The organism is Nocardia anocheti (genome assembly GCF_029675105.1).
Taxonomy (GTDB): domain Bacteria; phylum Actinomycetota; class Actinomycetes; order Mycobacteriales; family Mycobacteriaceae; genus Nocardia.
Map to the genome: position 1 here is coordinate 26770 of NZ_JAQQFV010000001.1, position 24575 is coordinate 51344.

Here is a 24575-nt window from a genome sequence, read left to right on the forward strand (position 1 = left end):
CGTGCCTGGATATGAGCACGGCCAGGAGTTCCGCGTGAAGAGTCGATTCGCCCGTTTGTGTGCCGGGGTCACGGTGGGGGTCGTGGCGGGGGTTGTGCTCAGCGCGTGCGGGGCCGGTGGTGAGGACGACGGGGGCGTGTCGGTCGTGGCGTCCACCAATGTGTGGGGGTCGATCGCCAGTGCGGTGGCGGGGCCGGATGTGCGGGTGACCTCGATCATCAGTGATCCCGCGGCCGATCCGCACTCGTTCGAGACATCGGCCACCGATACCGCCGAGATCAGCGACGCGGATCTGGTGGTGTTCAACGGTGGGCACTACGACGAGTTCATCGAGAAGGCGATCTCCGGCAAGGACAAGCGCACCGTCGAGGCGTTCGCGCAGCGTCCGGACAAGGGTGACGACAACGAGCACGTCTGGTACGACGTGCGCACCGTCGCCGCCGTCGCCGACAGCATCGCCGCCCAGCTCGGCGAGATCGACGCCGCGGGTGCCGCCGGATACACCGAGCGGGCCACCACCTTCAAGAACCAGCTGATCGGAATCAGCACCATCACCGGCACCATCGCCACCCAGCACCCGAACGCGCCGGTCGCGCAGTCCGAGCCGCTCGCGCACTACCTGCTCGAGGCCGCGACCGCGCAGGACAAGACGCCGCACGAGTTCCAGGAAGCGATCGAGCAGGAGACCGACCCGGCGCCCGCCGCCGTGGCCGCCACCCGCGATCTGATCAGCGGCAAGCAGGTCAAGGCCCTGATCTACAACATCCAGACCCAGGACAAGATCACCCAGGACCTGCGCGCGACCGCCCAGGCCGCGGGCATCCCGGTGGTCGAGGTGACCGAGACGCTGCCCGAGGGCGTCGACTACATCCAGTGGCAGACCGCCAACGCCAAGGCGCTCGCCGCGGCCCTGCGCTGAGGAGTACCGCGATGACCGAGGGAGCAGCACTGTCCGAGACCACCGTCGCGCCCGCCGTCACCACCGAGGCGGCCATCGCGCTGCGCGCGGCGACGCTGTCCTTCGGTGACCGGACGCTGTGGCGCGACCTCGATCTCACCGTCACCCCGGGCGAGTTCATCGCGGTGCTCGGGCCCAACGGGTCGGGCAAGACCTCGCTGCTGCGGGTGCTGCTGGGCAGTCTCGGGCTGAGTTCCGGGGACGCGCGGATCGCCGGTCGGCCCGCCGGGCTCGGCAATCCGGGCATCGGGTACGTGCCGCAGCAGAAGACGATCGACGCCGGGGTGCAGTTGCGCGGGGTCGATCTGGTCGGGCTCGGCGTGGACGGGCATCGGTGGGGGCTGGGCTGGCGGACCCGCCGGGAGCGGGCGCGCAAGGTGAAGGCGGCCGTGGCCGCGGTGGGCGCGCAGGCGTTCGCGCACGCGCCGCTGGAGAGCATGTCCGGTGGTGAGCAGCAGCGGTTGCGGGTGGCGCAGGCCCTCGTCGGTGATCCGGCGGTGCTGCTGTGTGACGAGCCGCTGCTGAGTCTGGACCTGGCCAATCAGCGACTGGTCGCCGAACTGGTCGACCGGCGCAGGCGCGAGCACGACACCGCGGTGCTGTTCGTGACCCACGAGATCAATCCGATCCTGCCGCTGGTCGACCGGGTGCTGTACCTGGTCGACGGCGAGTTCCGGATCGGCACCCCCGCCGAGGTGATGACCTCGCAGACCCTCTCGGAGCTCTACCGGACCGAGGTCGAGGTGCTGCGGGTGCGCGACCGGCTGGTGGTCGTCGGCACCGGCGACGACATGGACGCGCTGGGCGGGACCGCCTGATGGACAAGCTCACCAAGGTGCTGCACCAGATGTTCGACTTCGGCACCACCGCCGACCTGCTCGGCTACGACTTCGTCCAGCAGGCGCTGCTGGCCTCGGCGCTGCTCGGCCTGCTGGCCGGGCTGATCGGGCCGCTGATCGTGGCCAGGCAGATGTCGTTCGCGGTGCACGGCACCAGCGAACTCTCGCTGACCGGCGCGTCGGCGGCGCTGCTGGTGGGCGTCGGAGTCGGGGTCGGTGCCATCGCGGGGTCGGTGGTGGCGGCCGTGCTGTTCGGCTGGCTGGGGTCGCGGGCGCGGGAACGCGATTCGGTGATCGCGGTGGTGCTCTCGTTCGGACTCGGCCTGTCGGTGCTGTTCCTGTGGTTGGCGCCCGACCGCGCGGGCTCGAAGTTCTCGCTGCTCACCGGCCAGGTCGCCAGCGTCGGCTATGACGGCCTCGCGCTGCTGCTCACCTGCACCGCCGCCGTGCTGGCCGTGCTCGCGGTGGTCTACCGGCCGCTGCTGTTCGCCAGCGCCGACCCCGAGGTGGCCATCGCGCGCGGTGTCCCCGTGCGTGCCCTGTCGGTGATCTTCGCCGTCCTGCTCGGCATCACCGCCGCCTTCGGTGTTCAGATCGTCGGCGCCCTGCTGGTGCTGGCCCTGCTCATCACCCCCGCCGCGGCGGCCGCCCAGCTCACCTCGAGCCCGCTGCGCGCCACCGTCCTCGCGGTGATCTTCGCCGAGGTCTCCGCCGTCGGCGGCCTGCTGCTCTCGCTGGCCCCCGGCGTCCCGGTCTCCACCTTCGTCACGGCGATCTCGTTCACGATCTACCTGGTGTGCCGGGTGGTGGGCTCCCGGTCCCGCGCCCTCGCCCCGGCCCGCTGAGTTTCCCGTCGACACAGTTCGACGAATGATCGCCCGAGCACCCCTGGTCGGGTGCCCGGGCGAACGGGTTCGGTCAGGCGGTGGCCTTTTCGAGGTGGGGGGTGGGGGTGGATTCGGGGGATTCGCCCCGGGTGTTGACGGTGCGTAGGGCGGTGAGGACTCCGGCGAGGGCGATGCAGGCCGCTACCAGGAGGGCTTGGCGGAAGCCCGCGGTGGTGGCGTCGAGGGGGGCGGTCCCGGCGGCGAGTTCGGTGGTGGTGTGGGAGATGGAGACGGCCGTCAGGATGGCCACGCCCAGGGCGACGCCGATCTGGGCGGAGGTGTTGATGAGGGCGGCGGCCAGGCCCGCCTTGGCCGGTGGGACGCCCGCGTTGGCGGCGGCGGTGTTGGCGACGAAGACCGCGGCGGCACCCGCGGCGGTGACCATCAGGCCGGGGAGCAGGTCGGACAGGTAGGCGCCATCGGTGGGGATGCGCGACAGCAGCAGGATGCCGAGGCCGGTGACGGCGGCACCGGTGACGGTGACGGGTTTGGTGCCGGTGATCGGGACGATCTTGGAGGCGATGCCGGAGACCACGATCACCGTCAGGCTGAAGGGGATGTAGGCGCAGCCCGCCTTGATCTCGCCGTAGCCGAGCACGGTCTGGGCGTAGAGGGTGATGAAGAAGAACAGCGACATCATGCCCGCGGCGACGAACAGGTGCGTCAGGTTGGCGGCGGCCAGGCCGCGGATGCGGAAGATCGACAGCGGGACCAGCGGGTTCTCGATCTTGGCCTCGTTGACCACGAATGCCACCAGCATGGCCAGCGCCAGACCCAGCTGCCACAGCGTGCGGCTGCTGCCCCACCCGTGCTCCGGCGCCTGCACCAGCCCGTAGACCAGCAGCATCAGACCACCGGTGGCCAGCGCGGTGCCGAGGAAGTCGAAGCCCCTGCGGGTCTCGGCGCCCCGGTCGGCGGGGATCACCGCGGGCAGGGCGATCAGCAGCAGCAGGCACACGGGGCTGTTGATGTAGAACACCCAGCGCCAGCCGAACTGCTCGGTGATCACACCACCGAGCACCAGACCGGCGGCCGCGCCGAGACCGGAGACACCACCCCACACACCGAGCGCGGTGCTGCGGTCGGTGCCCTCGCGGAAACTCGTGGTGAGGATCGACAGGGCGGCGGGCAACATGAGCGCGGCGCCGATACCCTGGGCGAACCGGGCGCCGACCAGCAGTTCGGCATTGCTCGCCAAACCACCCGCCGCCGAGGAGATTCCGATGATCACCAGGCCGGTCATCAGCACCCGGCGGCGGCCGAGCAGGTCGGCCAGGCGGCCACCGAGCAGCATCAGGCCGCCGTAGGTGAGCAGGTAGCCGGTGGTGACCCACTGCAGGGTCGAGACCGACAGGCCCAGCTCCCGCTGGATCGCGGGCAGTGCGAGATTGACGATGGAACTGTCGACGAAGTCGAGGAACGCGCCCGCGCACAGCAGCGCGAGCGTCAGCTTGCCCCGCCGGGTCGTCAGGAACGACGGTGTCTCTGTAGCGATACTCACTGGCTTCTCTCTTTCCCTGGTCCCCACTCGAGCAGCGTGAGCCCGACCGACATGCCCCCGCCGAAACCGGCGAGCAGGACCTTGTCCCCCGGACGCAGAAGTCCTGTGCGGCACGCGCTGTCGAGGGTGATCGGTATCGACGCCGCGCCGGTGTTGCCGAGATCGGTGACTGTCGTGTGCGCCGTCGCCTTCGACAGACCGAGTTCGGTCACCAGCTGGGCCACCAGGTTTCCGTTGGCCTGGTGCGGAATCAGATGGGTGATCTCCTCCGGTGCGACCGCCGCGTCGTGCAGGAACTGCTTGACGAGCAGCGGCAACCGGGTGGTGACGAACTCGCGGACACCGCGGCCGTCCATGGTGAAGTAGCCCCCGGCGGGCACCCCGATCATCGAGGTGAGCTCACCGAAGGTATGCAGGGCACTGTGCTGGATGCCGCCGCGCCCGGCGGGACCGACGACGACCGCGCCCGCGCCGTCACCGAACAGGATGACGGTGCGCCGATCCGCGGGATCGAGGATGCGCGAGTAGATGTCGGCACCGACGACCAGGCCGTAGCCGCCGCTCCTGGCGACGGCGGCCTCCACCGTGGCCAGCGCGAAGACGAAACCCGAGCACACCGCGTTCACGTCGAACGCCGAGGCGTGGTGGGCGCCCAGGTTGTGCTGCACGAACGCCGCGGTGGGTGGTTGCGGCTGGTCGGGGGTGGAGGTGGCCACCACGATGGTGGTCAGCTCGGTCGCGTCGATGCCCGCCGCGGTCAGGGCGGCGGCCGCGGCGCGGGTAGCCAGATCGGCGGTGCTGAGGCCGGGTTCGGCCCAGCGGCGGGCGCGGATCGCGGTCTTGCGCCGGACCCACGCGTCGTCGACACCGGCGGCGGCGCCGACCTCCTGATTGCTCACCACCCGCTCCGGCACCGAGGAGCCGGACCCGAGGATGCCGATCCGGCTCATCGCGACTCCCGGGCGGGTGCGGTGCTCGAGTACTCGGCGGTGACACAGCCGCAGTAGCAGCCTTCGTCGTCGGTGTCCGTGGGCGCCAGATGTTCGGCCGGGGCGACGGAAACCAGCTGTTCGTGCAGGATGCGCACGAGCTGTTCGTTGGTCATGGTCGGTCCCGGTCTCAGCCCACGGAGTCCGCGGTCGAGAGCTCGACGGCGGGCGCGGGCGCGCTGGGCCGCTCGCAGATGACGACGGGGATATCGCGGTCGGTGCGGGTCTGGTAGACCGCGAAGCCGTGGAACGCCTTGACGATGCGCGGCCACAGCTCGGCCTTCTCCTCCGCGTTCGCGGTGCGCGCGATCCACGGTTCGGTGACGCCGTCGATGGTCAGCTCCACCTCCGGCGTGGCGACCAGGTTGCGGTACCACTCGGGATCACGGTCGTCGCCTTCCTTGGAAGCCACCAGGATCACCCGGTCGGGTTCCATCACCGGCACCCACAGCACCGCGGTGCGCCGCGCGCCGGACTTGCGCCCGATGACGTGCAGTTCGATGGCGGCCATGCCGTACTGGCGGTTGCCCCACTTGCCACCGCTGACCTTCAGGATGAAGTGGTGGGTGTTGCGCACGCCCTTGAGGAACTGGTCGAACAGGTAGTCGCGCGGCTTGGCGAACGGGCCCTGCCGGGTGATCTGCTTGGCCTTGCGCGGGGAGGTGAGCGCGACCTCGGCGGTCTTGAACACGCTGCGCATACCGGCCGCGATGGCCGGGAAACCGAAGGCGCGGGTGGCGAAGTCGGCGCCGATGGGGGTGACCGCCTCGACCTCGGAGGTCCACACGATGTGGGTGCCGCCGCGGACCTCGGAGAAGGTCATCTCGGCGCCGTTGTGCTTGATCCGCGGCACGCCGTCCTCGATGACCCAGGCGAAGCGGTGCGGCGCCTCGTTGGCGGTGATGCGCTCGGTGTAGCTGCCGAACAGCCAGGTCATCTTGCGGATAGCGCCCGCGCCGTAGGGGGTGTCGGCGGCGGGCTTGATCAATTCACTGCCCAGGACCGCGAAGGACGCGGTGAAGTTCCCGGAGTCGGTGAGCCAGGCGTAGACCTTCTCGATCGGCGCGGCGATGGTGTATTCGAGCCTCAGTGTCTGCATCGGAAATCCTGTCGTTGCGGGTGGATCGTGGAGCTAGCCGAGCGCGCGCAGGCGCGGGGCGAGGTCGCGGGCGAAGAGCTCGTGGAAGCGGGCCTGGTCGTGGCCGGGGGCGTGGAACACCAGGTGGCGCATGCCCGCCGCGATGTAGGGCTCGATGGCCGCCACGACCGCGTCGGGGTCGGTGCCGACGATCCAGCGCTTGGCGATCTGTTCGATGGGCAGCGCGTCGGCGGCGGCTTCCATCTCGATGGGGTCGGAGATGCTGTGCTTCTGCTCGGGCGTCAGCGACAGCGGCGCCCAGAACCGCGTGTTGTCCAGGGCCAGTTCGGCATCGGTCTCGTAGGACAGCTTGATCTCGATCATGGTGTCGACCGACTCGACCGAGCGGCCCGCCTTCTCGGCGCCCTCGGTGACCGCGGGCATCAGCTTCTCGGTGTAGAGGTCCATGCCCTTGCCGGAGGTGCAGATGAAGCCGTCGCCGACCCGGCCCGCGTAGCGGGCGACCAGCGGACCACCCGCGGCGATGTAGATCGGGATGCCCTCGGCGGGCACGTCGTAGATCGAGGCGCCGACCGTGCGGTAGTACTGGCCGTCGAAGTCGACGCGCTTGCCCGTCCACAGCTCCCGCATGAGCTCGATGGACTCGCGCAGCCTGCCGTAGCGCTCCTTGAATTCCGGCCACTCGCCGGTGAATCCGGTGGCGATCTCGTTGAGCGCCTCACCGGAGCCGACACCGAGCATGACCCGGCCGGGGTAAAGGCAGCCGAAGGTGGCGAACGCCTGCGCGATGACCGCCGGGTTGTAGCGGAAGGTGGGGGTGAGCACCGAGGTGCCGATCTGGATGCGCCGGGTGCGCTCACCGACGGCGGCCAGCCAGGCCAGCGAGAACGGGGCGTGGCCACCGTTGTAGCGCCAGGGCTGGAAGTGGTCGCTGATCATCGCGCTGTCGAAGCCGTGCTCCTCGGCCGAGACCGAGAGTTCCACCAGCTCACGCGGGCCGAACTGCTCGGCCGACGCCTTGTATCCCAGACGAAGTTCGGGCACTGTCTTGTCCTCCATGGTCGATGTGGTGGTTCAGGCGCGGCGGTAGCGGGCCATCAGCCCGAAGACGGTCACCGCGTGGCTCTCCAACGGCACGTAGCTCAGCAGCGGACGCGGGCCGATCAGTTCCGGCGGACCGGGCCAGGTGCCGTCGGCGCGCTGGGTGCTGTCGAGGTAGCGCACCGCGCGGTCGAGCGCGGCCTCGTCGCCGAGTCCGGTGTGGGTCAGCAGGCCGACAGCCGCGCCGGTGGCGCTGGCGCAGCTGGCCTCCCCCGCGCGCTGGCCCCAGCCGCCGTCCGGGTTCTGCGCGGCGAGCACCTCACGGGTCGCGGCGTGCACGGCCGGGTGGTCGTAGCCGATGGCGGCGCCGATGGTGTCGACGGTGTAGGGCCGGTTGCGGTAGACGCAGAGGAATTCCTCACCGCGGGCGAACCTTTCGGCCAGCCACCGCGTCGTCTCCTCGGTCGAGGGGGTCTCGGCGTCCGGGAACAGGCTCAGCGCGCTGACGATGTGCGCGACGCAGTCGTCGGTCGGTACGTCCTTGGCGTAGTAGTAGGTGTTCCACAGGCCGTCGGGGCGCTGGTGCTCGCGGTAGAGGCCGAGGGAGCGCTCGACGACGTCCTCGGAGGTGAGACCGGCCAGCGCGTGCAGGGCGGCCGCGGTGCTGTCGAGGTCGGGTTGCAGGACGATGGCGTAGGGGAAACCGCCGTCGGGGTGCTGGATCGACTCCAGGTAGCGCACCGCGCGCGGCAGGCACTTCTCCTGGAACAGCGGGTGCTCGCGAGCGGCCCACACCGTGACGATGGAATCCCAGTTCTCGCAGGTGATCAGGCTCCAGCCGCCGTTGCCGTGCTGCTGGGCCAGCAGGTACTCCCGGCCGCGCGCCACCGCGTCACCCTCGGGTTCGGCCAGGCCCAGGGCCAGGACCGCCATGGCGGTGCTGATCGGCATGGTGGCGATGGAACCATCGGCGGCCTGCACGCTCTTGATGGTCTCGGCGGCCTCGCGCACGGCCTCGGTGGCGCCGAAGTGCCCCTCCACGATGACGCGCGCCGCCGCGATCTCCACAATCGTCCACACCCGCAACCGATCCCGGCGCGCGGTCTCGTAGCGTTCGGCCAGTTCGGCGCGCAGCTCGGCCAGGCGGGCGTCGCCGTCGGCGCCCCACACCTCGGCCCACTGGCCCGCGTGCAGGGCCAGCGCCTGCAGCAGGGCGGTGCGCCAGCGCAGCACGGGGTTGGCCAGCTCCGGGCGATCGAGCTCGAGTTCGACCGTCTTGGCCAGGGCGAAGTCGCGCATGGCGTTCTCGGTCATCAACGCGATCGGATCATGTTGCAGCGAGGTCGAATTCAGGGCCAGCCAGGTGCGGCCACGCACCACGGCGGCGTCGGCGCCACCGGCGACCTCCAGCGCGTAGGTGGCGAAACCGGTTTCCAGGATGCGCGGCTCGGGCGGCAGGGTCCAGCTGCCGACCTCGTCCTGGGTGTCGACCAGATGGGTGACGGCGCGGTCGAGGACGCGCGCGAGGATGTCTTGCACAGCGATATTCCTTTGCGATCGTGATCAGCGAGTGCGTTCGAGGACCGAGCGGGCCAGCACGCGCAGTTCGCCCGCGCCCGCGTCGCGGGGCTGGGCACGGTCGAGAGCGGCGAGCGCGGCGGTGGCGCAGGCGGTGGCCTCGGTGCGGGTGATCTCGCGGCCGCCCGCCTCCTCGACGAGATCGGCGACGGTGGCGATCTCGGTGTCGGAGAAGGGTTCCGGCCTGCGGTAGAGCTCGATCAGCCGCGCGCTCGCCGGGGTACCGGACCGCATGGCGGTGACCACCGGGAAGGACTTCTTGCGCGACTGCAGATCGGAGCCCTGCGGCTTGCCGGTGACCTCCGACGGTCCCCAGATGCCCATCAGGTCGTCGATCAGCTGGAAGCCCAGTCCGAGCTGGCGGCCGAAGTCGCGGTAGTGCTGGGCCAGGGCGGGCTCGGCACCGGCGGCCAGCGCCCCGAGTTCGCACGAGACACCCAGCAGCGCACCGGTTTTGCCCTCGATCATCGACAGGCACTGCGCGGGGGTGACCTCCATGCTCTGCTCGAAGGCCAGGTCGTTGGACTGGCCCGCGTAGAGCTCGAGGGTGGCCTGGGCCAGCACGGTGGTCATCGGGCCGCACTGCGCGTCCTCGGCGAGCAGGCTGTGCGCGAGCGTCAGCAGGGCGTCACCGACCAGGATGGCCTGGCCGCTGCCGAAGACGGTCCAGGCGGCGGGGCGGCCGCGACGCAGGTGGTCACCGTCCATCACGTCGTCGTGGATGAGGGTGAAGTCGTGCAGCAGTTCCACCGCCACCGCGGCATTGAGCACGGTGGCGCGCTCGGCGGCGGCGTCACCGCCGACCGCGCGGGCCGAGGACACGGTGAAGGCGGGCCGGAACGCCTTGCCCGCCGCGTCGGTGGGCTGACCCCGCTCGTCCCACCAGCCGATGTGATAACCGGCCATGTGGCGCATCGAGGGGGCGAGTTCGTCGACGGCGCCGCGGTGGGTGGGGGCGATCGCGCCCCGCACCGCGCCCACGATGCGCGCGGCGGCCTGCCGGTTGGATTCCGCGGTGTCCACCGCACCGCCGAGGGTGATGCTGTGCGTCACAATTATTCCCCTGACAAATCTGGATCGGGTCGTGCATTGCTTCAAAAAGTAATGCCGGAAATGCGCCGCTCAAATAGCAAGGCATTGCCAGGCATTGTTATTGCGGGAATTCGTTTCCGCCTTTGACCACGAGTGCGACATGCAAGCGCGACGGGCAATTGAGTTTGGCCATCACCTGTCGCAGATGATTGATCACCGTCCATTCCGCGATACCGAGACGGCTGGCGATCATGCGATTGGTCATGCCGTCGGCGACCAGGTCGGCGATCTCGCGCTGCCGCTTGGTGAGCGCGGTCAGCGGGGACGCGGGACGGGCCGGGATCAGCGGGCCGGACAGGGCCGCGGTGACGGCCTCGGCGAGGTCGACCGGGGTGGCCGAGCGCAGCAGTGGCGGGGTGGGGTCGGGGTCGGCGTCGTCGGGTGGCGGCAGCGCGTAGGCCGCGCGCAGCAGGCGCGCCTGCTCCGCCGACGCCGCCGCCTCGGCCGCGAACTCCTCGCCCGCCACCCGGTAGGCGGCCGCGCAACCGGCCAGGGCGGTGAGGGTTTCCAGGGTGTGCCCCCAGCCCTCCGGGAGCCGGAGGGTGCCGCGGTAGAGCTCGAGCGCGCGGTGGGCCGCGCCGCGGGCGAGTTGGGTGCGGGCCAGCGCGTTGCCCGCGCGCAGCCATTCGGTGTCGGCGTCGAGCCGCAGCACCCGGCGAACCAGGGCGGACCACTGTTCGTCGTCGGGGTCGTCGGGCCCGAGCGCGTCCAGGTAGAGCTCGACCACCTCGCGCAGCCGGGCATCGGGGTGGACCGGGCTGCGCTGGGCGAGCGCGAAACGGTCCCTGGCCTGCGTGGGACTGTCGGCCTCGACGTGCGCCGCGCCCAGCCGGACACAGGCGCGGTAGGCGCCCTCGGCGTCGCCGAGCCGGTCGTTGGCCGCCACCGCGTGCGCGTACAGGTCGACCGCACGGCTGGGCCTGCCCGAACGGATCGCCCAGTCGGCCAGCAGTTCGGTGGCCCGGGGCACCGCCGGATCGGCCGACTCAGCGGCGGAATCGAGGAAGCCGGTGAGCGTGTCCTCGACGGCCGCGAGCTCGCCGGAACGCACCCACAGGTCCTCGAGCAGCCCGGCCAGCTGCATCGCGCGCACGGTCTGGCCCCGTTCCAGGAGCCGCTCGACGGTGCGATGGAATTCGCTGGCCTGGCCCACCGCGACCGCCCGCACGGTAGGGCCCCGGTCGGGATCGGCCAGGTCGGCGGCCACACGGAGGGCCAGCTCGCAGCAGGTTTCCAGCTGTGCGCCCAGGATGCGGTCGCCGCGGGCGCGGTCGGTGGCGAGCAGGCGCAGGCAGTAGTCGCGGACCGTGGCGATCAGTTCGTAACGGGGGCGGCCGGTGTCGGCCACCGACCGCTCCAGCAGGCTGTGGTCGAGCAGGGTGTCCACGCGGGCGCGGATGTCGTCGGACTCGGCCTCGGCCAGCGCGGCGACGGTGTCGGCGTCGACCGGGGAACTGCACAGCGCGAAGTGCAGCAGCACGTCGACGGTGCGTTCGTCGAGGTCACGCAGCCCCCAGCCGACGGCCTCGGGCAGGCTGCGATGCCGGGCGGGGGCGTCGAGGTAGGGCAGCGGCGCGAGCTCACCGCGCGCGCGGATCACCCCCAGTGTGCGGGCCGAGCCGATCCGGTCGATGGTGGTGGCGGCCAGCTCCAGGGCGAGCGGAACGCCGCCGAGTTCGCGGGCGATCTCGTCGAGCACCGGGCGGTTCGGCGCGGTGCGGTAGCGGCTGTCGATACCGGCCAGCAGCAGCCGGGCCGCCGGGGACGACGCCGGGCGCGAGGGCCCGGAATCGGCGCGGGTGGCGAGCGGACGCACCGAGACGAGGTACTCCTGACGCAGATTCAGCGAGACCCGGCTGGTGGCGACGATCAGCAGGCCGGGGCAGCGGCGCAGCAGCGGGGGCAGGTCGGGGGCGAGCTGTTCGGCGACGTGGTCGCAGTTGTCCAGCAGGACGACCGCCCTTGCCGCACCGAGCTCGACGGCCAGCGGTTCGGGAGCGGTGCCGTCGCACCCGGCTGCCGCGAGCACGGCCGCCCACGCCTCGGACGCGGTCTGCGTGTTCGCGAGGTCGACGGCGAGGAGCCGCTCGGCGGGGACGTCACCGAGGCCCAGCACCTCCTCGGCCAGCCTGCTCTTGCCGACCCCGGCGGGCCCGGTCAGCGTCAGCAGGCGGACACCGGGATCGGTGACGAGATGCCGGATCTCGGCGATGTCGTTGTCGCGGCCGATCAGCGCGGGGAGCCGGAAGCTGCCGATCTCGGCGTCGTCGCCGATCAGCGCCTCCCCCGCGTGCTGCCAGGTCAGCGGGGTGGTCATGACGGGCTCCCGGCGGCGGAGGGCCCACGACCGGCGCGGCGGGTCGCCACCGCCGCCGCGAGCCGTTCGAGCGCGGCCGCGGTGGCGGGCCAGTCCAGGCAGGCGTCGGTGATCGACTGGCCGTAGGTCAGTTCGGCGGCGCGGCCGAGGGTGAGGTCCTGGCGGCCGCCGACCAGGAAGCTCTCCACCATCACTCCCACGACGGCGCGGTCACCGGCGGCGATGCGGGCGGCGAGAACGTCGACGACCTGGGCCTGGCGCTGGTGGTCCTTGGCGCTGTTGCCGTGGCTGGCGTCGACCACCAGCCGCCGTGGCAGGCCAGCGCCCGTGAGCTTGCGGCACGCGTCCTCGACCGAGGCCGCGTCGTAGTTGGGCCCGCCGCTGCCACCCCGCAGGATGACGTGGCAGTCCGGATTCCCGGCCGTGTGGATGAGCGCCGAGCGCCCGTCCAGGTCGATGCCGGGGAAGACGTGTTCGGCCGCGGCCGCCCGCACCCCGTCGACGGCCACCTGCACGTCACCGTCGGTGCCGTTCTTGATCCCGACCGGCATCGACAGCGCGCTGGCCAACTGCCGGTGCACCTGGCTGGCGGCGGTGCGGGCGCCGATCGCGCCGTAGGACACCAGGTCGGCCAGGTATTGCGGCGTGATCGGGTCGAGGAACTCGCAGGCCACCGGCAGGCCGAGGCCGGTGATGTCGACCAGCAGACCCCGGCCGACGCGCAGCCCGGTGTGGATGTCGAAACTGCCGTCCAGGTGCGGATCGTTGAGCAGCCCCTTCCAGCCCAGGCTGGTGCGTGGTTTCTCGAAGTACACCCGCATGACCACGTGCAGCCGGTCGGCGAGCTCGGCGGCAGCACCGGCGAGCAGGCGCGCGTAGTCCATGGCGGCCACCGGGTCGTGGACCGAGCAGGGGCCGACCACCACCATCAGCCGGTCGTCGTCGCCGTCGAGCACCGCCACGGTGGCGCGACGACCCGCCCGGACGACGGTGGCGGCGGTCTCGTCGACGGGATGGGCTCGGCGCAGCTCGGCGGGGGCGCGCAGCGGGCTGATGCCCAGCGTGCGCCGGTCGGTCAGGTCGGAATGCGCGGGAACGGTGTCGGTGATGCTCATTGCGGTAGCCCTTCGGTGAAAACGGATCTCGCGGTGCGACGGCCGGGAAAAGGCGAGAGAATGCGCACCGGCGCGAAAAGGGCGCTGATCCGGAAGCAGGCACAGTGGTGCCGCCGGATCAGCGTGACACCGGGCGCCATCGACGCGCCTTTGTTTCGCTATCGCCGCGGAAAAGGCGGCACCGAATTCGCGGGCGAAAAAAAGCGACCGGCACCGTGACGGGTGCCGGTCGCCGCGATCGGGATGCCGTCCTCAGCGGGCGCGGCGGGCGAATTCCGCCGGGTCGATGCCACGCAGTCTGCTGAATTCGGCGAGCCCGCCGGTGAGCAGGACGTCGGTGGCGGTGAGATCGGCGACGGTGGCCGTGCCGAGCACCACCATGAGCTGCCGGATCTGGGTGAGCCAGGCGGTCAGCGTGCTCACCAGCGCGTCGACGCCCTCGTTCTCCAGAATCGACAGGAACTGTCCCGACGCGCCGACCGCCTTGGCGCCCAGGGCCAGTGCCCGCACCACGTCCAGCGGGTTGCGCACACCGCCCGAACCCAGCAGTGCCACCCCGTGTTCCCGGGCCGTCGGCACCGCGTCGATCAGGCACGCGACCGCGGACTGCCCCCATCCGGTCAGGTAGGCGAAGTCCTCGCGCGGACGTCGGGCGTTTTCGATGGCGGCGAAATCGGTGCCGCCCCGGCCGGAGACATCGACGATCGAGACGCCGAGATCGGCCAGCCGGGCCACCGCCGCCCGGCTCATCCCGAAGCCGACCTCCTTGACGATCACCGGGACGTCCACGCCCTCGACCAGCGCGGCGATCTGCCGGGGCCAGGCGGAGAAGTCGCGGTCGCCCTCGGGCATCACGATCTCCTGGATCGTGTTGACGTGGATCTGGAGCGCGTCGGCCGCGATCAGGTCGATCGCCCGACGCGCCTTGTCGGGCGTGGCATCGGCGTTGACGTTCGCCAGGACGAAGCCGTCCGGATTCTCCTCGCGCAGCACGCGATAGGTCGGCGCGACCGCCGGGTCGGCGAGGTAGGCGCTCATCGAGCCGGAGGCGATCGGCACCCCGGCCTCGCGGGCGGCGATGGCCAGGCCGCGATTCACCTCCCCGGTGCGGGCGCTGCCACCGGTCATGGCATTGATGTAGAGCGGTACCGGCCAGTGCAGGCCAGCGAGCTCGGTCGCCAGGGAGACCGCCGCTTCGTCGGTGCCAGCCAACGCCTGGTGGACGAAGCCGACCTCGTCGAACTGATTGCCCGCTGGCCGCAGCTGGTGCTGGGCCACGGCCAGGCGCACATGGTCGTCCTTACGACTGCCGTAGATCTGCGAGACGGTCGATGTCACCGGACCGGTCCTTTCCTCGAAGTGGTTGGTGCACATGGATGTCCAGTGGGGTGATGCCGACGGCGCGCCACCGTGCGCGCAGCCGGTGCGCGGTCGAGGGGGCGACCAGGGCGATGCCGCAGTCGCCACCGCCCGCGCCCGAGCTCTTGGCCACGGCGCCCAGCGATTCGGCGACCTGCCGCAGCGCCGCCAGTTCCGGGGTCTCGATGACCACCCCGGCCAGCTCGCTCATCGCGCGCAGCAGCGCGCCCGCCGTGGCGACGGCGGCGGCCAGCGCGGCGTCGTCCCCGGCCTCCAGGGCCCTGACGACAGCGTGCGCGCAGGCGTTACCGGCCAGGACGAACCGCGCGAACGCCGCCGATTCACCGTCGACCCGGCCGCGCAGCGCCACCACCAGCCCGCTGGACCCGGCGGGCCGCCCCGACCAGCCCACCGCCAGCGACAGCGCGCGCGGACCGGGCAGCCGCCGGGCCGACAGCAGCGGCCACGGCAGATCCAGCAGCGCGGCGAGCGTGACCCGCGGCCGGGCGAGCTGGTCAGCGAGCCAGGCCCGGTCCGGGGCGCGATAGGCGACCCAGCCGCCGAGCAGCGAGGCCGCGACATCGCCACCCGAGCAGTTCGGGTCGACGCTGAAGGTGCTCAGCAACGCCAGACGCAGCAGCGTGTCGTCGCTCGGGTCGAGCCGATACGCCTGGGTGAGCGCGCGGATCACTCCGACGGTCACCGCGCCCGATGACCCGAGGCCGTACTTGCGACCGGTGGCGTCGTCGTCGAGTTCGGAGCGGATCTCGAGCGCGAAGCCGATCGGCTCCTGGCCCAACTCGGCGGCGTAGCGGTCCACCAGGTCGACGGCGGTGAGTACCGGGCCGAGGTTCGTGGACGAGTCCGTCTGCACGGCAACAGTTCTCCCGTGGCGTCGGACCAGGGCGAGCTGATCGACACCGAGCTGCGCCGAGGTCAGGGTGCGCTCTCCCGGGACGGCGACCGGCGCGAGACGCACGGTCAGATAGCGGTTCACCGCGACCAGGACCGCGGTGGCACCGGGCGCGAGCACCGAATACTCACCGGCGATATAGAGCTTGCCCGGCACGTCGACGGTGATCATCGCGCGACCCCATCGAGCGCGGGCTCGGCGGCCCGGCCCGCCGCGTCGGCGCGCACCGCCACCCCGGGGCCCGAGTTCGCCACCACGATCCGGGGCGCGTCCGCGAGCTCGGCCAGGGCCGCCGCGACCACCGCGCTGTCACCGCGGTCGCACAGCACCTTCACATTGGGCCCGGCGTCCATGGTGGCGTAGGCCGCGACGCCCTCGGCCCGCAGCGCGCGGACGCGGTCGAGCACCCGCATCGAACCCGGTGCGAAATAGCGCACGGCGGGGCGGGCGCCGAGCATGGTGGCGTGCATGCCCAGGGCATTGCGCTCGGCGATCTCCCCCACCGCGGGCAGGTCACCCGCCGCGAGGGCGGCGAGCATCTCGCGCAGGTCGTAGGAGCTGCTGCGCACCCACGGGTGGAAGAACGGCGATGTGTCGACCGTGCGGCGCATGGCGACCCGGCTCGACACCGCCTTCTCCCGGTCGTCCACCAGGGCGACGACCAGCGCGGGGTCGAGCAGTGGCGCGTCGACGGGTTCGGCGTAGCTGCTTCGATCCCCCGCCGCGCCCCGGCCGACACCGCGATGCCACTGGGCGAACCCACCGAAGATCGAGCGCGCGGCACTGCCGGAGCCCCGGCGGGCCAGCCGGGAGAGCTCCCGATGGTCGAGATCGAGACCGTAGGCACCGGCGGCGGCCGCCGCGAGCGCGGCGAAGCCGGAGGCCGAGGAGGCCAGCCCGGCCCCGGTCGGCCCGGTGTTGACGGTGTCGACCCGGGCCGGGCGCGGGTCTCCGGCCAGCTCCCGGACCAGGTCGAGGAAGGCACTCACCTTGGCGGCGAAGGCCTCCGGTGCCGGTGCCTGGGCGAGGGTGACCTCGTCGACGACGAGATCGTCGGCGACGGTGACCGTGGTGACGGTCGCGAAGACGTCCAGCGTCAGCGACAGGCTGGTGGTCAGCGGCAGGTGCAGCGCCTCGTCCCGCTTGCCCCAGTACTTGATCAGCGCGATGTTCGGATAGGCGGTGGCCGTCACGCTCATGCCGTGCCCTCCCCCACGCGCAGGGTCACGGTGTGGCAGTTGCGCGCCCCGGCGGCCAGCACCGCCGCGCGGACGCGCTGGGCGTGCGCGGTGTCGGTGGCCAGCGCGATCACGCATCCGCCCAGTCCGCCGCCGGACAGTTTGGCGCCCAGCGCGTCGGCGGCCAGCGCGGCCGCGACCAGCGTCTCGATCTCCGGGCAGCTCACCCCGAGCTGGCCGAGGATGCCGTGTGTGGTGGTCATGGCGGCGCCCACCTCGGCGAAGCGACCCTCGGCCAGGGCCACGGCGGCATCGGTGGTGAGGGCTTCGGCCCAGGTCAGCAGCTGGGTTCCCGCGCCGCCGAGCGCAACCAGCCTGCGGCGCACGGTCTCGACGGCCAGGTGGGTACTCCCGTAGACACCGGTGTCGGCCACCACCAGGACCGGTGGTTCCGGCCTGGTGGGCAGCGCCAGGGGCGTGGCCACGCCGTGCCGGAACCACAGCGGCCCGCCGGGGCTGATCACCGTGCGCGCGTCCACCCCGCTGGCCTTGCCGTGGGCGAGCGCCTCGGCGCGTTGGACCAGGGTGAACAGGGTGTCGTCGTCGAACACCTCGTTCCACAGGTCGGCGACGGCGATGATGATGGCCGCCGAACTCGCCGCGCTGGAACCGAAGCCGCGGCCGGGCGGAATACCACTGTCCACGGTGACGAACAGGCCGTCGTCGGGGATGCCGAGCCGGTCGCAGGCCGCCGTCACCGCCATCCGCGCCACCGGGGACTCCCCCGGCCGCCCGGACGGCACCGCGTCGAACGGCGCCGATTCGATGACCACCGGTCCGTCCCAGCGCCGCGCCCGCGCGGTGACCGGCAGCGACGGCACCGGCAACGAGATCGCCGGTGCGCCGTAGAGCACCACGTGCTCACCGAACAGGATCAGTTTGGCACCGGCCCGGCCGGAGCCGACGATCTCGTCGGCGACAGCGTGGCCCCCACGCGCGACCGGCACGCTCCAGGATCGCGAGCGCATTCCATTCTCCCTCACTGCGATTCGCTCCCGCCTCAGCGCGCGGGCGCGGTGCCGTAGACGCGCGAGTGGCCGCTGATGCCGTGCAGCCGAAACGGGCCACGGGTGGTCACCGGGAGGACCGCGTCGCCGCCGTCCTCGGGCAACGTGACCGCGCGCACCTCGCGATAACCGGCGTAGCCGAGGGGTTCGCGCGCGGCGATGGCGGCCTGATTCGCGCTGGTGCGCAACAGGTCCCGATAGCCGGGCACCAGCGTCACCGAGAACAGTTCGGCGACCGCGCCGGAGCCGTAGCTGAACAGCGCCACCGACCGGTCCGCGAGGTCCTCGGAGTGATCCAGCAGCGCGAGCAGCCCGACGTAGAGCGAGGCGGTGTAGCTGTTGCCGATCGCGCGGTTGTAGACGGTGGTGCGGGCCAGGTCGTCGTCGAGACGCTGCGGAGTCGGCGCCACGCCCTTGAGTTCGAGCAGCCGGGCGTGCGCCTTGTAGGCCATCTTGGTGAAGGGCTGGTGGTAGCAGAATCCGGCGAACTCGGTGAAGGCGCGACCGCCCCTGACCTCGTAGTCCTTCCACGCCTGTTCGACGGCGTCGAGGTAGGTGCCGATCGAGAGCTTGCCGTCGACCAGCGGGGTGGTGCGATAGTTCGGCCGCCAGAAGTCCTGGATATTGGCGGTGTAGAGGCCGGATTCGCCGTCGAGCACGGCGATCTCCGGGTGCGCCGAGACCAGGATCGCCACCGCCGCCGCGCCCTGGGTGGCCTCCCCGGCCGAGTCGACGTCGTATTTCGCCACATCGCTGGCGATCACCAGCACCCGCTGCGCCGGATCGCGGGCGACCATCCCGGCGGCCAGTTGCAGGGCCGAGGTGCCGCCGTAGCAGGCCTGCTTGAGTTCGACCGCGCGCGTCGCGGCGGGCAGACCGAGCAGGTCCTGTAGGTAGACGGCGGCGGCCTTGGACTGGTCGATACCGGTCTCGGTGGCGAACAGGATGGTGCGGATTCCCTCGGCGCCGTGCCTGGCCAGGATCTGCTCGGCCGCGGTGGCGCCCAGGGTGACGATGTCCTCATCCGGGGCGGGCACGGTCTGGGTGTGCTGGCCCAGGCCCACGTAGTACTTGCCCACGTCGGTGCCGTAGTGGGTGGCCAGTTCGGCCAGGTCCATCGCGTAATGGCCGGTGGCCAGGGCGATGTCGTGAATTCCGATCGGCGGTGTCATGGCGCTGTCCTCACTCTGCGGTCGAGCGTTCGAAGCGCAGGTGGGTGCGCATCAGTTCGCCCGGGTTGGTCTGGGCGGCGAGCAGGGACAGTTCCCCGCAGAGCACGGCGGCGGCGGTGATCACCGCGAGCCTGCGCGCGTTGCCGCCGGTTTCCCGGCTCTCCCGGCAGCCCATGCGGGCCAGGTTCTCCTCGACGAAGTCCAGCGACTTCCCGTTGCCCACGGTGCCGACGATGAGATTGGGCAGCGCGCACGAGAAATACAGATCGCCGTCGCGGTCCTCGGTATGGGTGATGCCCTGGGAGCCCTCGACGATATTCGCGGCGTCCTGGCCGGTGGCCAGATAGACGCCGAGCAGCATATTGGCGTAATGCGCGTTGGCGGAACGGATTCCGCCCGCCAGCGTGGTGCCGATGAGATTCTTGCGGATATTCAGCTCGGTCACCCGCGCCGCGGTGGTGTGCAGGCGCCCTTCGACCACCTCGCGCGGGATCAGCAGCTCGGCGACGACATTCTTGCCGCGTCCCAGAATGCCGTTGACGGCCGACGCCTTCTTGTCGGTGCAGAAATTGCCCGACACCGAGGCGTAGCGCACGCCCGGCACGGTCCGCACGATATCGCCGAGCAGGGTGTCCGAGGCCAGGGTCACCATATTGTGGCCGGACGCGTCCCCGGTGGTGAACTCGAAGCGGACGAACAGCAGATTGCCGACGATCTGGTGATGGATGTCGATGAGCTGGGCGAAACGGCTGCACCCGGCCACGATCGCCCGCAGGCGCGGCAGTTCGGCGGCGAGCTGGCGGGCGGCGGCGAGCGCGGTGCCCGCGTCGTCGGCTTCCAGCAGCACCGAGCGGGTCATCCGCTCGTCGATCAGGGTGGCGACGATGCCGCGCTCGGTCAGCGTGGAGATCTTGGCGCCCCGGCCCACCGAAGGCCACAGCGGCGATTCGTAGGTGGCCAGCGGCACCTCGACCAGACCGTCGGCGACATTGCCGGACAGTTTGATCGGGCCGATCCAGCGCAGCGGCACCGTCGCCGCGGCGATATTCTCGTTCGTCATTGTTTCCAATCCTCCTGTGAACAAAGCTAATTCGGGCCGAGGCGCGAATTCCATAGCAGCTGACTGCCAGCTATCCGGTACGCGTGAGCAGCTGACCCACCGCGCGTGGATCGGCGAAATGCAGAGCCCGCAGCAGGGGCACGAAACGCGGGACGATCTGCACCGGCCGATGCCGGATCGCGGTGATGATCCATTCCGCCGCCTGCTCCGGGGTCAGCCCCGGCAATTCCCGGTATTCCGGGGTGGGCGCGCTCATCTCGGTGTGGACGAGCGGATAGTGGATCGTGGTGACCGCGATTCCGCGCCCGGACAGTTCGGCGTCCAGGCAGCGCCCGAATCCGGTGAGGGCCATCTTGGAACTGTGATAGGCCGCGAAGCGCGGTGAGGTGCCGGTCGGCACGGTCCAGGTGCCGACGTTGACGATGTGGCCCGCCCCGGCGTCGAGCATGGTGGGCAGCAGGCCCAGGACGAGTCCCACCGGGCCGAAATAGTTGATGTCCATCGTCCGCCGGAAATCGTGGATACGGTCCAGCGACTTCGTCACCGGCCGTCGGATCGATTTGCCCGCGTTGTTGACCAGCACGTCCACCCCGCCGACCTCGGCGTGCACCCAGTCCAGCAGCGCCTCGAGCTCGGTGGGGTCGGTGAGGTCGCAGGCGCGGTGGACGGAGCGCCCGCCGCTCGCCCGGATCTCGGCGGTGAGCAGTGCGAGTTCGGGTTCGCGCCGGGCCACCAGCGCCACCTCGGCGCCTGCCAGCGCGGCGGCCACCGCCGCCGCGCGCCCGATCCCCGAGGACGCGCCGGTGATCAGGACCCGCTTGCCCGCCACCGGCACCTCGGTTCGGCGATGTCGCAGCGGCGCGGGTTGATTCAGCACGGTCGCGACCGCGCCGCCCACCCGCCGGGCCAGGCTAGCCACGGGCACTCACCGCCTCCGCCGCCAGCACCGGAGCGCCGCCGGGCCGGGCCGAGCGGGTCAGCAGCCGGGCGACCACCGCGGCCAGCACCGCCGGGCCGTCGTGCGAGAGCACGGACTCGGCGTGGAACTGCATGGAGGCGAAGCGTTCTCCGCGCAGCGCGTACACCTCGCCGGTGGCGACGTCGCGACTCACCTCCACCTCGCCGAGGACGGAGTCGAAGGAGTCGAGAGGGCTGCGCGCGACGAAGGTGTTGTAGAAGCCCACCCGGACCGGGGTGCCGAACAGCGAGATATCGCGGCCCACTCCCTGATTCGGACGATCCAGCCGCTCGATCCCGAGACCCAGTGCGGCACTGAGGATCTGATGACTCAGACAGACCGCGACGAACGGCAGGTCGGCGGCGAGCAGTTCCTTGAGCCGCCTGCGCATCGCCATGATCCTGGCGTCGTCGACCGCGCCGGGATCGCCGGGGCCGGGCCCGAGCACGACCAGGTCGTAGTCGGCCGGTTCGACCTCGGCGTCGTAGTCGGCGATGGTCAGCCGCAGGCCGAGCGAGCGCAGCATGCTGGCCAGCATGGTGGTGAAGCGGTCGGCCGCGTCGATGAGCAGCACCGAGCCGGTCAGCCGGGCCGAACCGATGCGGCGGACGCCCGCGTCGGCGAACCAGAACTGGGAGGCGGTGGCATTGCGACTGCGCAGCGCCGCCGAAATCGCCTGCTCGGTACCGAATTCCGGGCCGGGGGTCGACGCCCGGCCCGCGAGCAGCGCGGCAGCCTTGGCCCAGGTCTCCTTGGTCTCCGCGGCGGGATCGGAATCGCGCACCAGAGTGGAGCCGACGCGCACCCGGGCGGTGCCGTCGGCCTCGACCACGGCGGTCCGGATGAGGATGGCCGAGTCCAACCGGGGCGAACCGGCGCGATCGCGGTCCAGGTAGGCGATGACGCCGCTGTAGTAGCCGCGGCCGGTGGTCTCGTAGCGCGCGACGACGTGCGCGGCGCTCTCCAGCGGCGAACCGACCACGGTGGGCGCGAACAGGGTCTCGCGCAACACCCGCGCGACATCGGCCTCGGTGTGCCCGCGCAGCAGGTACTCGGTGTGCGCGAGGTGGGCCATCTCCTTGAGATACGGCCCGGCCACGGTGCCGCCCGCCGGGCACAGCGCCGACATCATCTTCAGTTCCTCGTCGACCACCATGAACAGCTCGTTGTTCTCCTTGGCGTCGGCCAGGAAGTCCAGCAGCCCCGGCACCGTCGGGCCGGTGGCCGGATAGCGGTAGGTGCCGCTGATCGGGTTCATCGAGACGGTGTGGTCGTCGAGGGTGACGTGCGCTTCGGGGCTGGCCCCGACGAAGGTCCGGGTGCCGGTGTGCACGAGATAGGTCCAGTAGGCACCGCGTTCGCCGCTGAGCAGTCGGGCGAACATCCCCAGGGTGCGGCGGTGGTGGTCGGGTCCGAGGGCGCCGACCAGGGCGCGGCTGATGACGAAGTTCGAGCCGACGCCGGTGCCGATCTCGTCGGTGACGATCGCGCGGACGATGTCGCGGTAGTCCGCGTCGTCGATGTCGAAGCGGAAGCCGTCGGCCGTGATCGGCTCGGCGCCACGCTCGGGGCCGATGGCGGCCAGGACCAGGTCGCGGTCGACGATCTCGTGCTCGCGCACCGACATCGCCAGCAGCGGGGCGCCGTCGTCGTTGCATGGGAAGCCGCGCTCGGTGATCTGCCGGTACGGGACCAGCAGGAGCAGGTCGGAGTGCTCGGCGGTGGCGGCGACCCGGTCCAGGCCGGGCAGCTCGACGAACTCACCGACGAGGATGTCGATGGTGCCCGGCGTGCGCTGCAGCAGCGCGAACGGCTGGGCCGGGTCGGCCAGCACGCGTGCCAGCAGCGGGGTGGGATCGGTCGTCATGTCACACCTCGGTCCCCAGCGCGGCCACCAGGTCGTCGGTGGTCCGCACCATGGCGCAGCGCGCGGCCGCGTAGTCCAGGGTGAGCTGGTGTTCGCGCGCGGAGAAGTCGGCCACCGCGTCGGCGGCGAGGAAGGTCTCGATGTCGTGCGAATAGGACTCGCAGGCGGTGACGAGCACGCCGACGTGGGCGTAGACCCCGGTGAGGATCAGCTGGTCGCGGCCGGTGCCGATCAGCCGGTCCAGCAGGCCGGACTTGTGGAAGGCGCTGTAGCGCCACTTGGTCGAGACGTGGTCGTCGGGACCGGGCGCGAGCTCCTCGACCACCGCGCGATCGGTGGCGTCGGTGCTCATGCCGGGGCCCCACACATCGCGCAGCAGGCCGCGTTCGACCGGGGTCATCCCGCCGGGCTGCGCGGTGTAGACCACGGCGACACCGGCGCGCGCGCACGCCGCGCGCAGCCGCGCGATATTGCCGACCAGGTCGGTGTAGGGCGAGCCGCCCGCCCGCAGCGGGCGCACGAAATAGTTCTGCATATCGTGGACGAGCAATACCGCGCGATCGGGTTCGATCTTCCAGTCGACGATATTCTCCGGGAGCTGCGCGCGGCCCGGCATGTCATACGTAATAACGTCGGGAATTCCACCGAACATCATTTTTCCTCCGATCTGTGCTGATTTCTGCGTGCTCACACACCGAGCGTGGCGCCGCCGTCCACCGTGAGCTCCTGCATCGTGATGTGCCGGGCGCGGTCGGACAGCAGGAATTCGACGGCATCGACGATGTCGTCGGGGTCGGCGATGCGGCCGAGCGGAATTCCGAGACGGAATTTCTCGGGGACACCGGCGATGGTGGCGGCCGAGCGGTCCTCGTCCTCCCAGCTGACCCGCAACATGTCGGTGTGGGTGGACCCCGGCGAGACCACATTGCAGCGGATTCCGTATTTCGCCACCTCGAGCGCGGCGCATTTGGCGAGCATCGTCGCGGCCGATTTGGAGGCCGAGTACGCCGCCATCGAGGCGCGCGGGGTGCGCGCGGCATTGGACGACACCGTGACGATCGCGCCGCCGCGGCGCGGGATCATCCGGGCCACCACCGCCTTGATCATGCGGAAGACCGCGGTCGCGTTGACCGCGAACATCTCCTCCCAGTCGGCCTCCGACAGCGCGACGACCTCGCCCACCCGCAGCACGCCCACGGCGTTGACCAGGTAGTCCAGCGCGCCGAGGTCACGCTCGATCTCGGCGACGACGCGCTCGGCCGCACCCGGTTCGGTGAGGTCGGCCTGGATCGGCACCACCCGTCCCGCCATCGCCTTCAGCGTCGTCACCGCCTCGGGCGAGCGGTCGACGCCGACCACCGTCACGCCCTCGGCGGCCAGCCGGTGCACGATCCGCCTGCCGATGCCGCCACCGGCCCCGGTGACCAGCGCGATCCGCGATTCGTTCCATTGATTCACCATGGACCGAAAACTATCGCCGGACGACAGCGCGACGATATGACAAGGTGCTGCGTGACAAATCGTTGCCAGGCGAACCTCGCATCTTGCCATTCCACGACCATTGCTCCGCCGTGAAATCCACTCC

General features: G+C 71.1%; 23 protein-coding genes and 1 pseudogene. 4 read left to right on the forward strand and 20 right to left on the reverse strand.

Annotation, left to right across the window (positions count from 1 at the left end; all coding sequences use genetic code 11):
- The first annotated feature begins 82 nt into the window (after positions 1 to 82).
- From QC180_RS00145 to QC180_RS00155, 3 genes are read left to right on the forward strand one after another with little or no spacing between them, the layout of a single operon-like run.
- Positions 83 to 919: a metal ABC transporter solute-binding protein, Zn/Mn family gene (locus QC180_RS00145; protein WP_474646366.1), complete on the forward strand. Its 837-nt coding sequence runs from the start codon at positions 83 to 85 to the stop codon at positions 917 to 919.
- Between the two features lie 11 nt (positions 920 to 930).
- Complete coding sequence (locus QC180_RS00150) at positions 931 to 1776, forward strand: metal ABC transporter ATP-binding protein (protein ID WP_278260477.1); 846 nt, start codon at positions 931 to 933, stop codon at positions 1774 to 1776.
- The gene (locus QC180_RS00155) at positions 1776 to 2642 is read left to right on the forward strand and encodes a metal ABC transporter permease (RefSeq protein WP_278260478.1); all 867 of its coding nucleotides are present in this window, start codon (positions 1776 to 1778) and stop codon (positions 2640 to 2642) included. The genes QC180_RS00150 and QC180_RS00155 overlap by 1 nt, the downstream gene beginning before the upstream one ends.
- 73 nt (positions 2643 to 2715) lie before the next feature.
- Here QC180_RS00155 and QC180_RS00160 read toward each other — a convergent pair whose 3' ends face one another.
- From QC180_RS00160 to QC180_RS00205, 10 genes and pseudogenes are all read right to left on the reverse strand, one after another.
- On the reverse strand, positions 2716 to 4185 hold the full coding sequence (locus tag QC180_RS00160) for an MFS transporter (protein ID WP_278260479.1): 1470 nt from the start codon (positions 4183 to 4185) through the stop codon (positions 2716 to 2718).
- A complete protein-coding gene (locus QC180_RS00165; RefSeq protein ID WP_278260480.1) occupies positions 4182 to 5135 on the reverse strand; it encodes a 3-oxoacyl-ACP synthase III family protein in 954 nt (317 codons plus the stop codon). The genes QC180_RS00160 and QC180_RS00165 overlap by 4 nt, the downstream gene beginning before the upstream one ends.
- Positions 5132 to 5290 carry a hypothetical protein gene (locus QC180_RS00170; RefSeq protein ID WP_278260481.1) on the reverse strand — a complete coding sequence of 53 codons (159 nt, stop codon included), beginning with the start codon at positions 5288 to 5290 and terminating at the stop codon, positions 5132 to 5134. Before QC180_RS00170 ends, QC180_RS00165 begins: the two co-directional genes overlap by 4 nt.
- A gap of 14 nt (positions 5291 to 5304) precedes the next feature.
- Positions 5305 to 5814, reverse strand: a complete 510-nt coding sequence (locus QC180_RS30280) for a nitroreductase/quinone reductase family protein (protein ID WP_474646381.1) — start codon at positions 5812 to 5814, stop codon at positions 5305 to 5307.
- Positions 5815 to 5922: 108 nt separating this feature from the next.
- Positions 5923 to 6273 (reverse strand): annotated as a pseudogene (locus tag QC180_RS30285) (SRPBCC family protein); the annotation flags it as partial.
- 33 nt (positions 6274 to 6306) lie between these two features.
- Entirely contained in the window at positions 6307 to 7332 is a 1026-nt protein-coding gene (fgd, locus tag QC180_RS00185) for a glucose-6-phosphate dehydrogenase (coenzyme-F420) (protein WP_278260482.1), read from the reverse strand.
- A 15-nt stretch (positions 7333 to 7347) separates the two neighbouring features.
- Positions 7348 to 8853 (reverse strand): prenyltransferase/squalene oxidase repeat-containing protein, encoded by a 1506-nt coding sequence (locus QC180_RS00190; protein ID WP_278260483.1) that lies wholly within the window; start codon positions 8851 to 8853, stop codon positions 7348 to 7350.
- 24 nt (positions 8854 to 8877) lie between these two features.
- Positions 8878 to 9945, reverse strand: a complete 1068-nt coding sequence (locus QC180_RS00195; RefSeq protein WP_278260484.1) for a polyprenyl synthetase family protein — start codon at positions 9943 to 9945, stop codon at positions 8878 to 8880.
- 97 nt (positions 9946 to 10042) lie between these two features.
- Positions 10043 to 12301 (reverse strand): ATP-binding protein, encoded by a 2259-nt coding sequence (locus QC180_RS00200; protein WP_278260485.1) that lies wholly within the window; start codon positions 12299 to 12301, stop codon positions 10043 to 10045.
- The gene (locus tag QC180_RS00205; RefSeq protein WP_278260486.1) at positions 12298 to 13416 is read right to left on the reverse strand and encodes a 3-deoxy-7-phosphoheptulonate synthase; all 1119 of its coding nucleotides are present in this window, start codon (positions 13414 to 13416) and stop codon (positions 12298 to 12300) included. The genes QC180_RS00200 and QC180_RS00205 overlap by 4 nt, the downstream gene beginning before the upstream one ends.
- 60 nt (positions 13417 to 13476) lie before the next feature.
- Between QC180_RS00205 and QC180_RS00210 the strand changes: the two genes are divergently transcribed.
- On the forward strand, positions 13477 to 13635 hold the full coding sequence (locus tag QC180_RS00210) for a hypothetical protein (RefSeq protein WP_278260487.1): 159 nt from the start codon (positions 13477 to 13479) through the stop codon (positions 13633 to 13635).
- Between the two features lie 33 nt (positions 13636 to 13668).
- Here the strand turns inward: QC180_RS00210 and fni are convergent, their stop codons facing one another.
- The 10 genes from fni to QC180_RS00260 all read right to left on the reverse strand — a co-directional run bounded on the left by fni (position 13669) and on the right by QC180_RS00260 (position 24451).
- Positions 13669 to 14754, reverse strand: a complete 1086-nt coding sequence (gene fni / locus QC180_RS00215) for a type 2 isopentenyl-diphosphate Delta-isomerase (protein WP_278260488.1) — start codon at positions 14752 to 14754, stop codon at positions 13669 to 13671.
- Positions 14717 to 15859, reverse strand: coding sequence for a phosphomevalonate kinase (locus QC180_RS00220; protein ID WP_278260489.1), 1143 nt, complete (start codon positions 15857 to 15859; stop codon positions 14717 to 14719). Before QC180_RS00220 ends, fni begins: the two co-directional genes overlap by 38 nt.
- Entirely contained in the window at positions 15856 to 16887 is a 1032-nt protein-coding gene (gene mvaD / locus QC180_RS00225) for a diphosphomevalonate decarboxylase (protein WP_278260490.1), read from the reverse strand. Before mvaD ends, QC180_RS00220 begins: the two co-directional genes overlap by 4 nt.
- Complete coding sequence (gene mvk / locus QC180_RS00230; protein WP_278260491.1) at positions 16884 to 17894, reverse strand: mevalonate kinase; 1011 nt, start codon at positions 17892 to 17894, stop codon at positions 16884 to 16886. The genes mvaD and mvk overlap by 4 nt, the downstream gene beginning before the upstream one ends.
- A gap of 32 nt (positions 17895 to 17926) precedes the next feature.
- The gene (locus QC180_RS00235; protein ID WP_278260492.1) at positions 17927 to 19105 is read right to left on the reverse strand and encodes a hydroxymethylglutaryl-CoA synthase; all 1179 of its coding nucleotides are present in this window, start codon (positions 19103 to 19105) and stop codon (positions 17927 to 17929) included.
- A 10-nt stretch (positions 19106 to 19115) separates the two neighbouring features.
- Entirely contained in the window at positions 19116 to 20165 is a 1050-nt protein-coding gene (locus QC180_RS00240; protein WP_278260493.1) for a hydroxymethylglutaryl-CoA reductase, read from the reverse strand.
- A 70-nt stretch (positions 20166 to 20235) separates the two neighbouring features.
- Positions 20236 to 21090 carry an SDR family NAD(P)-dependent oxidoreductase gene (locus tag QC180_RS00245; protein WP_278260494.1) on the reverse strand — a complete coding sequence of 285 codons (855 nt, stop codon included), beginning with the start codon at positions 21088 to 21090 and terminating at the stop codon, positions 20236 to 20238.
- On the reverse strand, positions 21077 to 22990 hold the full coding sequence (locus QC180_RS00250; protein WP_278260495.1) for an anthranilate synthase family protein: 1914 nt from the start codon (positions 22988 to 22990) through the stop codon (positions 21077 to 21079). Before QC180_RS00250 ends, QC180_RS00245 begins: the two co-directional genes overlap by 14 nt.
- 1 nt (position 22991) lies before the next feature.
- Entirely contained in the window at positions 22992 to 23645 is a 654-nt protein-coding gene (locus QC180_RS00255; RefSeq protein WP_278260496.1) for an isochorismatase family protein, read from the reverse strand.
- 32 nt (positions 23646 to 23677) lie between these two features.
- Positions 23678 to 24451, reverse strand: coding sequence for a 2,3-dihydro-2,3-dihydroxybenzoate dehydrogenase (locus QC180_RS00260; RefSeq protein WP_278260497.1), 774 nt, complete (start codon positions 24449 to 24451; stop codon positions 23678 to 23680).
- Positions 24452 to 24575: the final 124 nt, after the last annotated feature.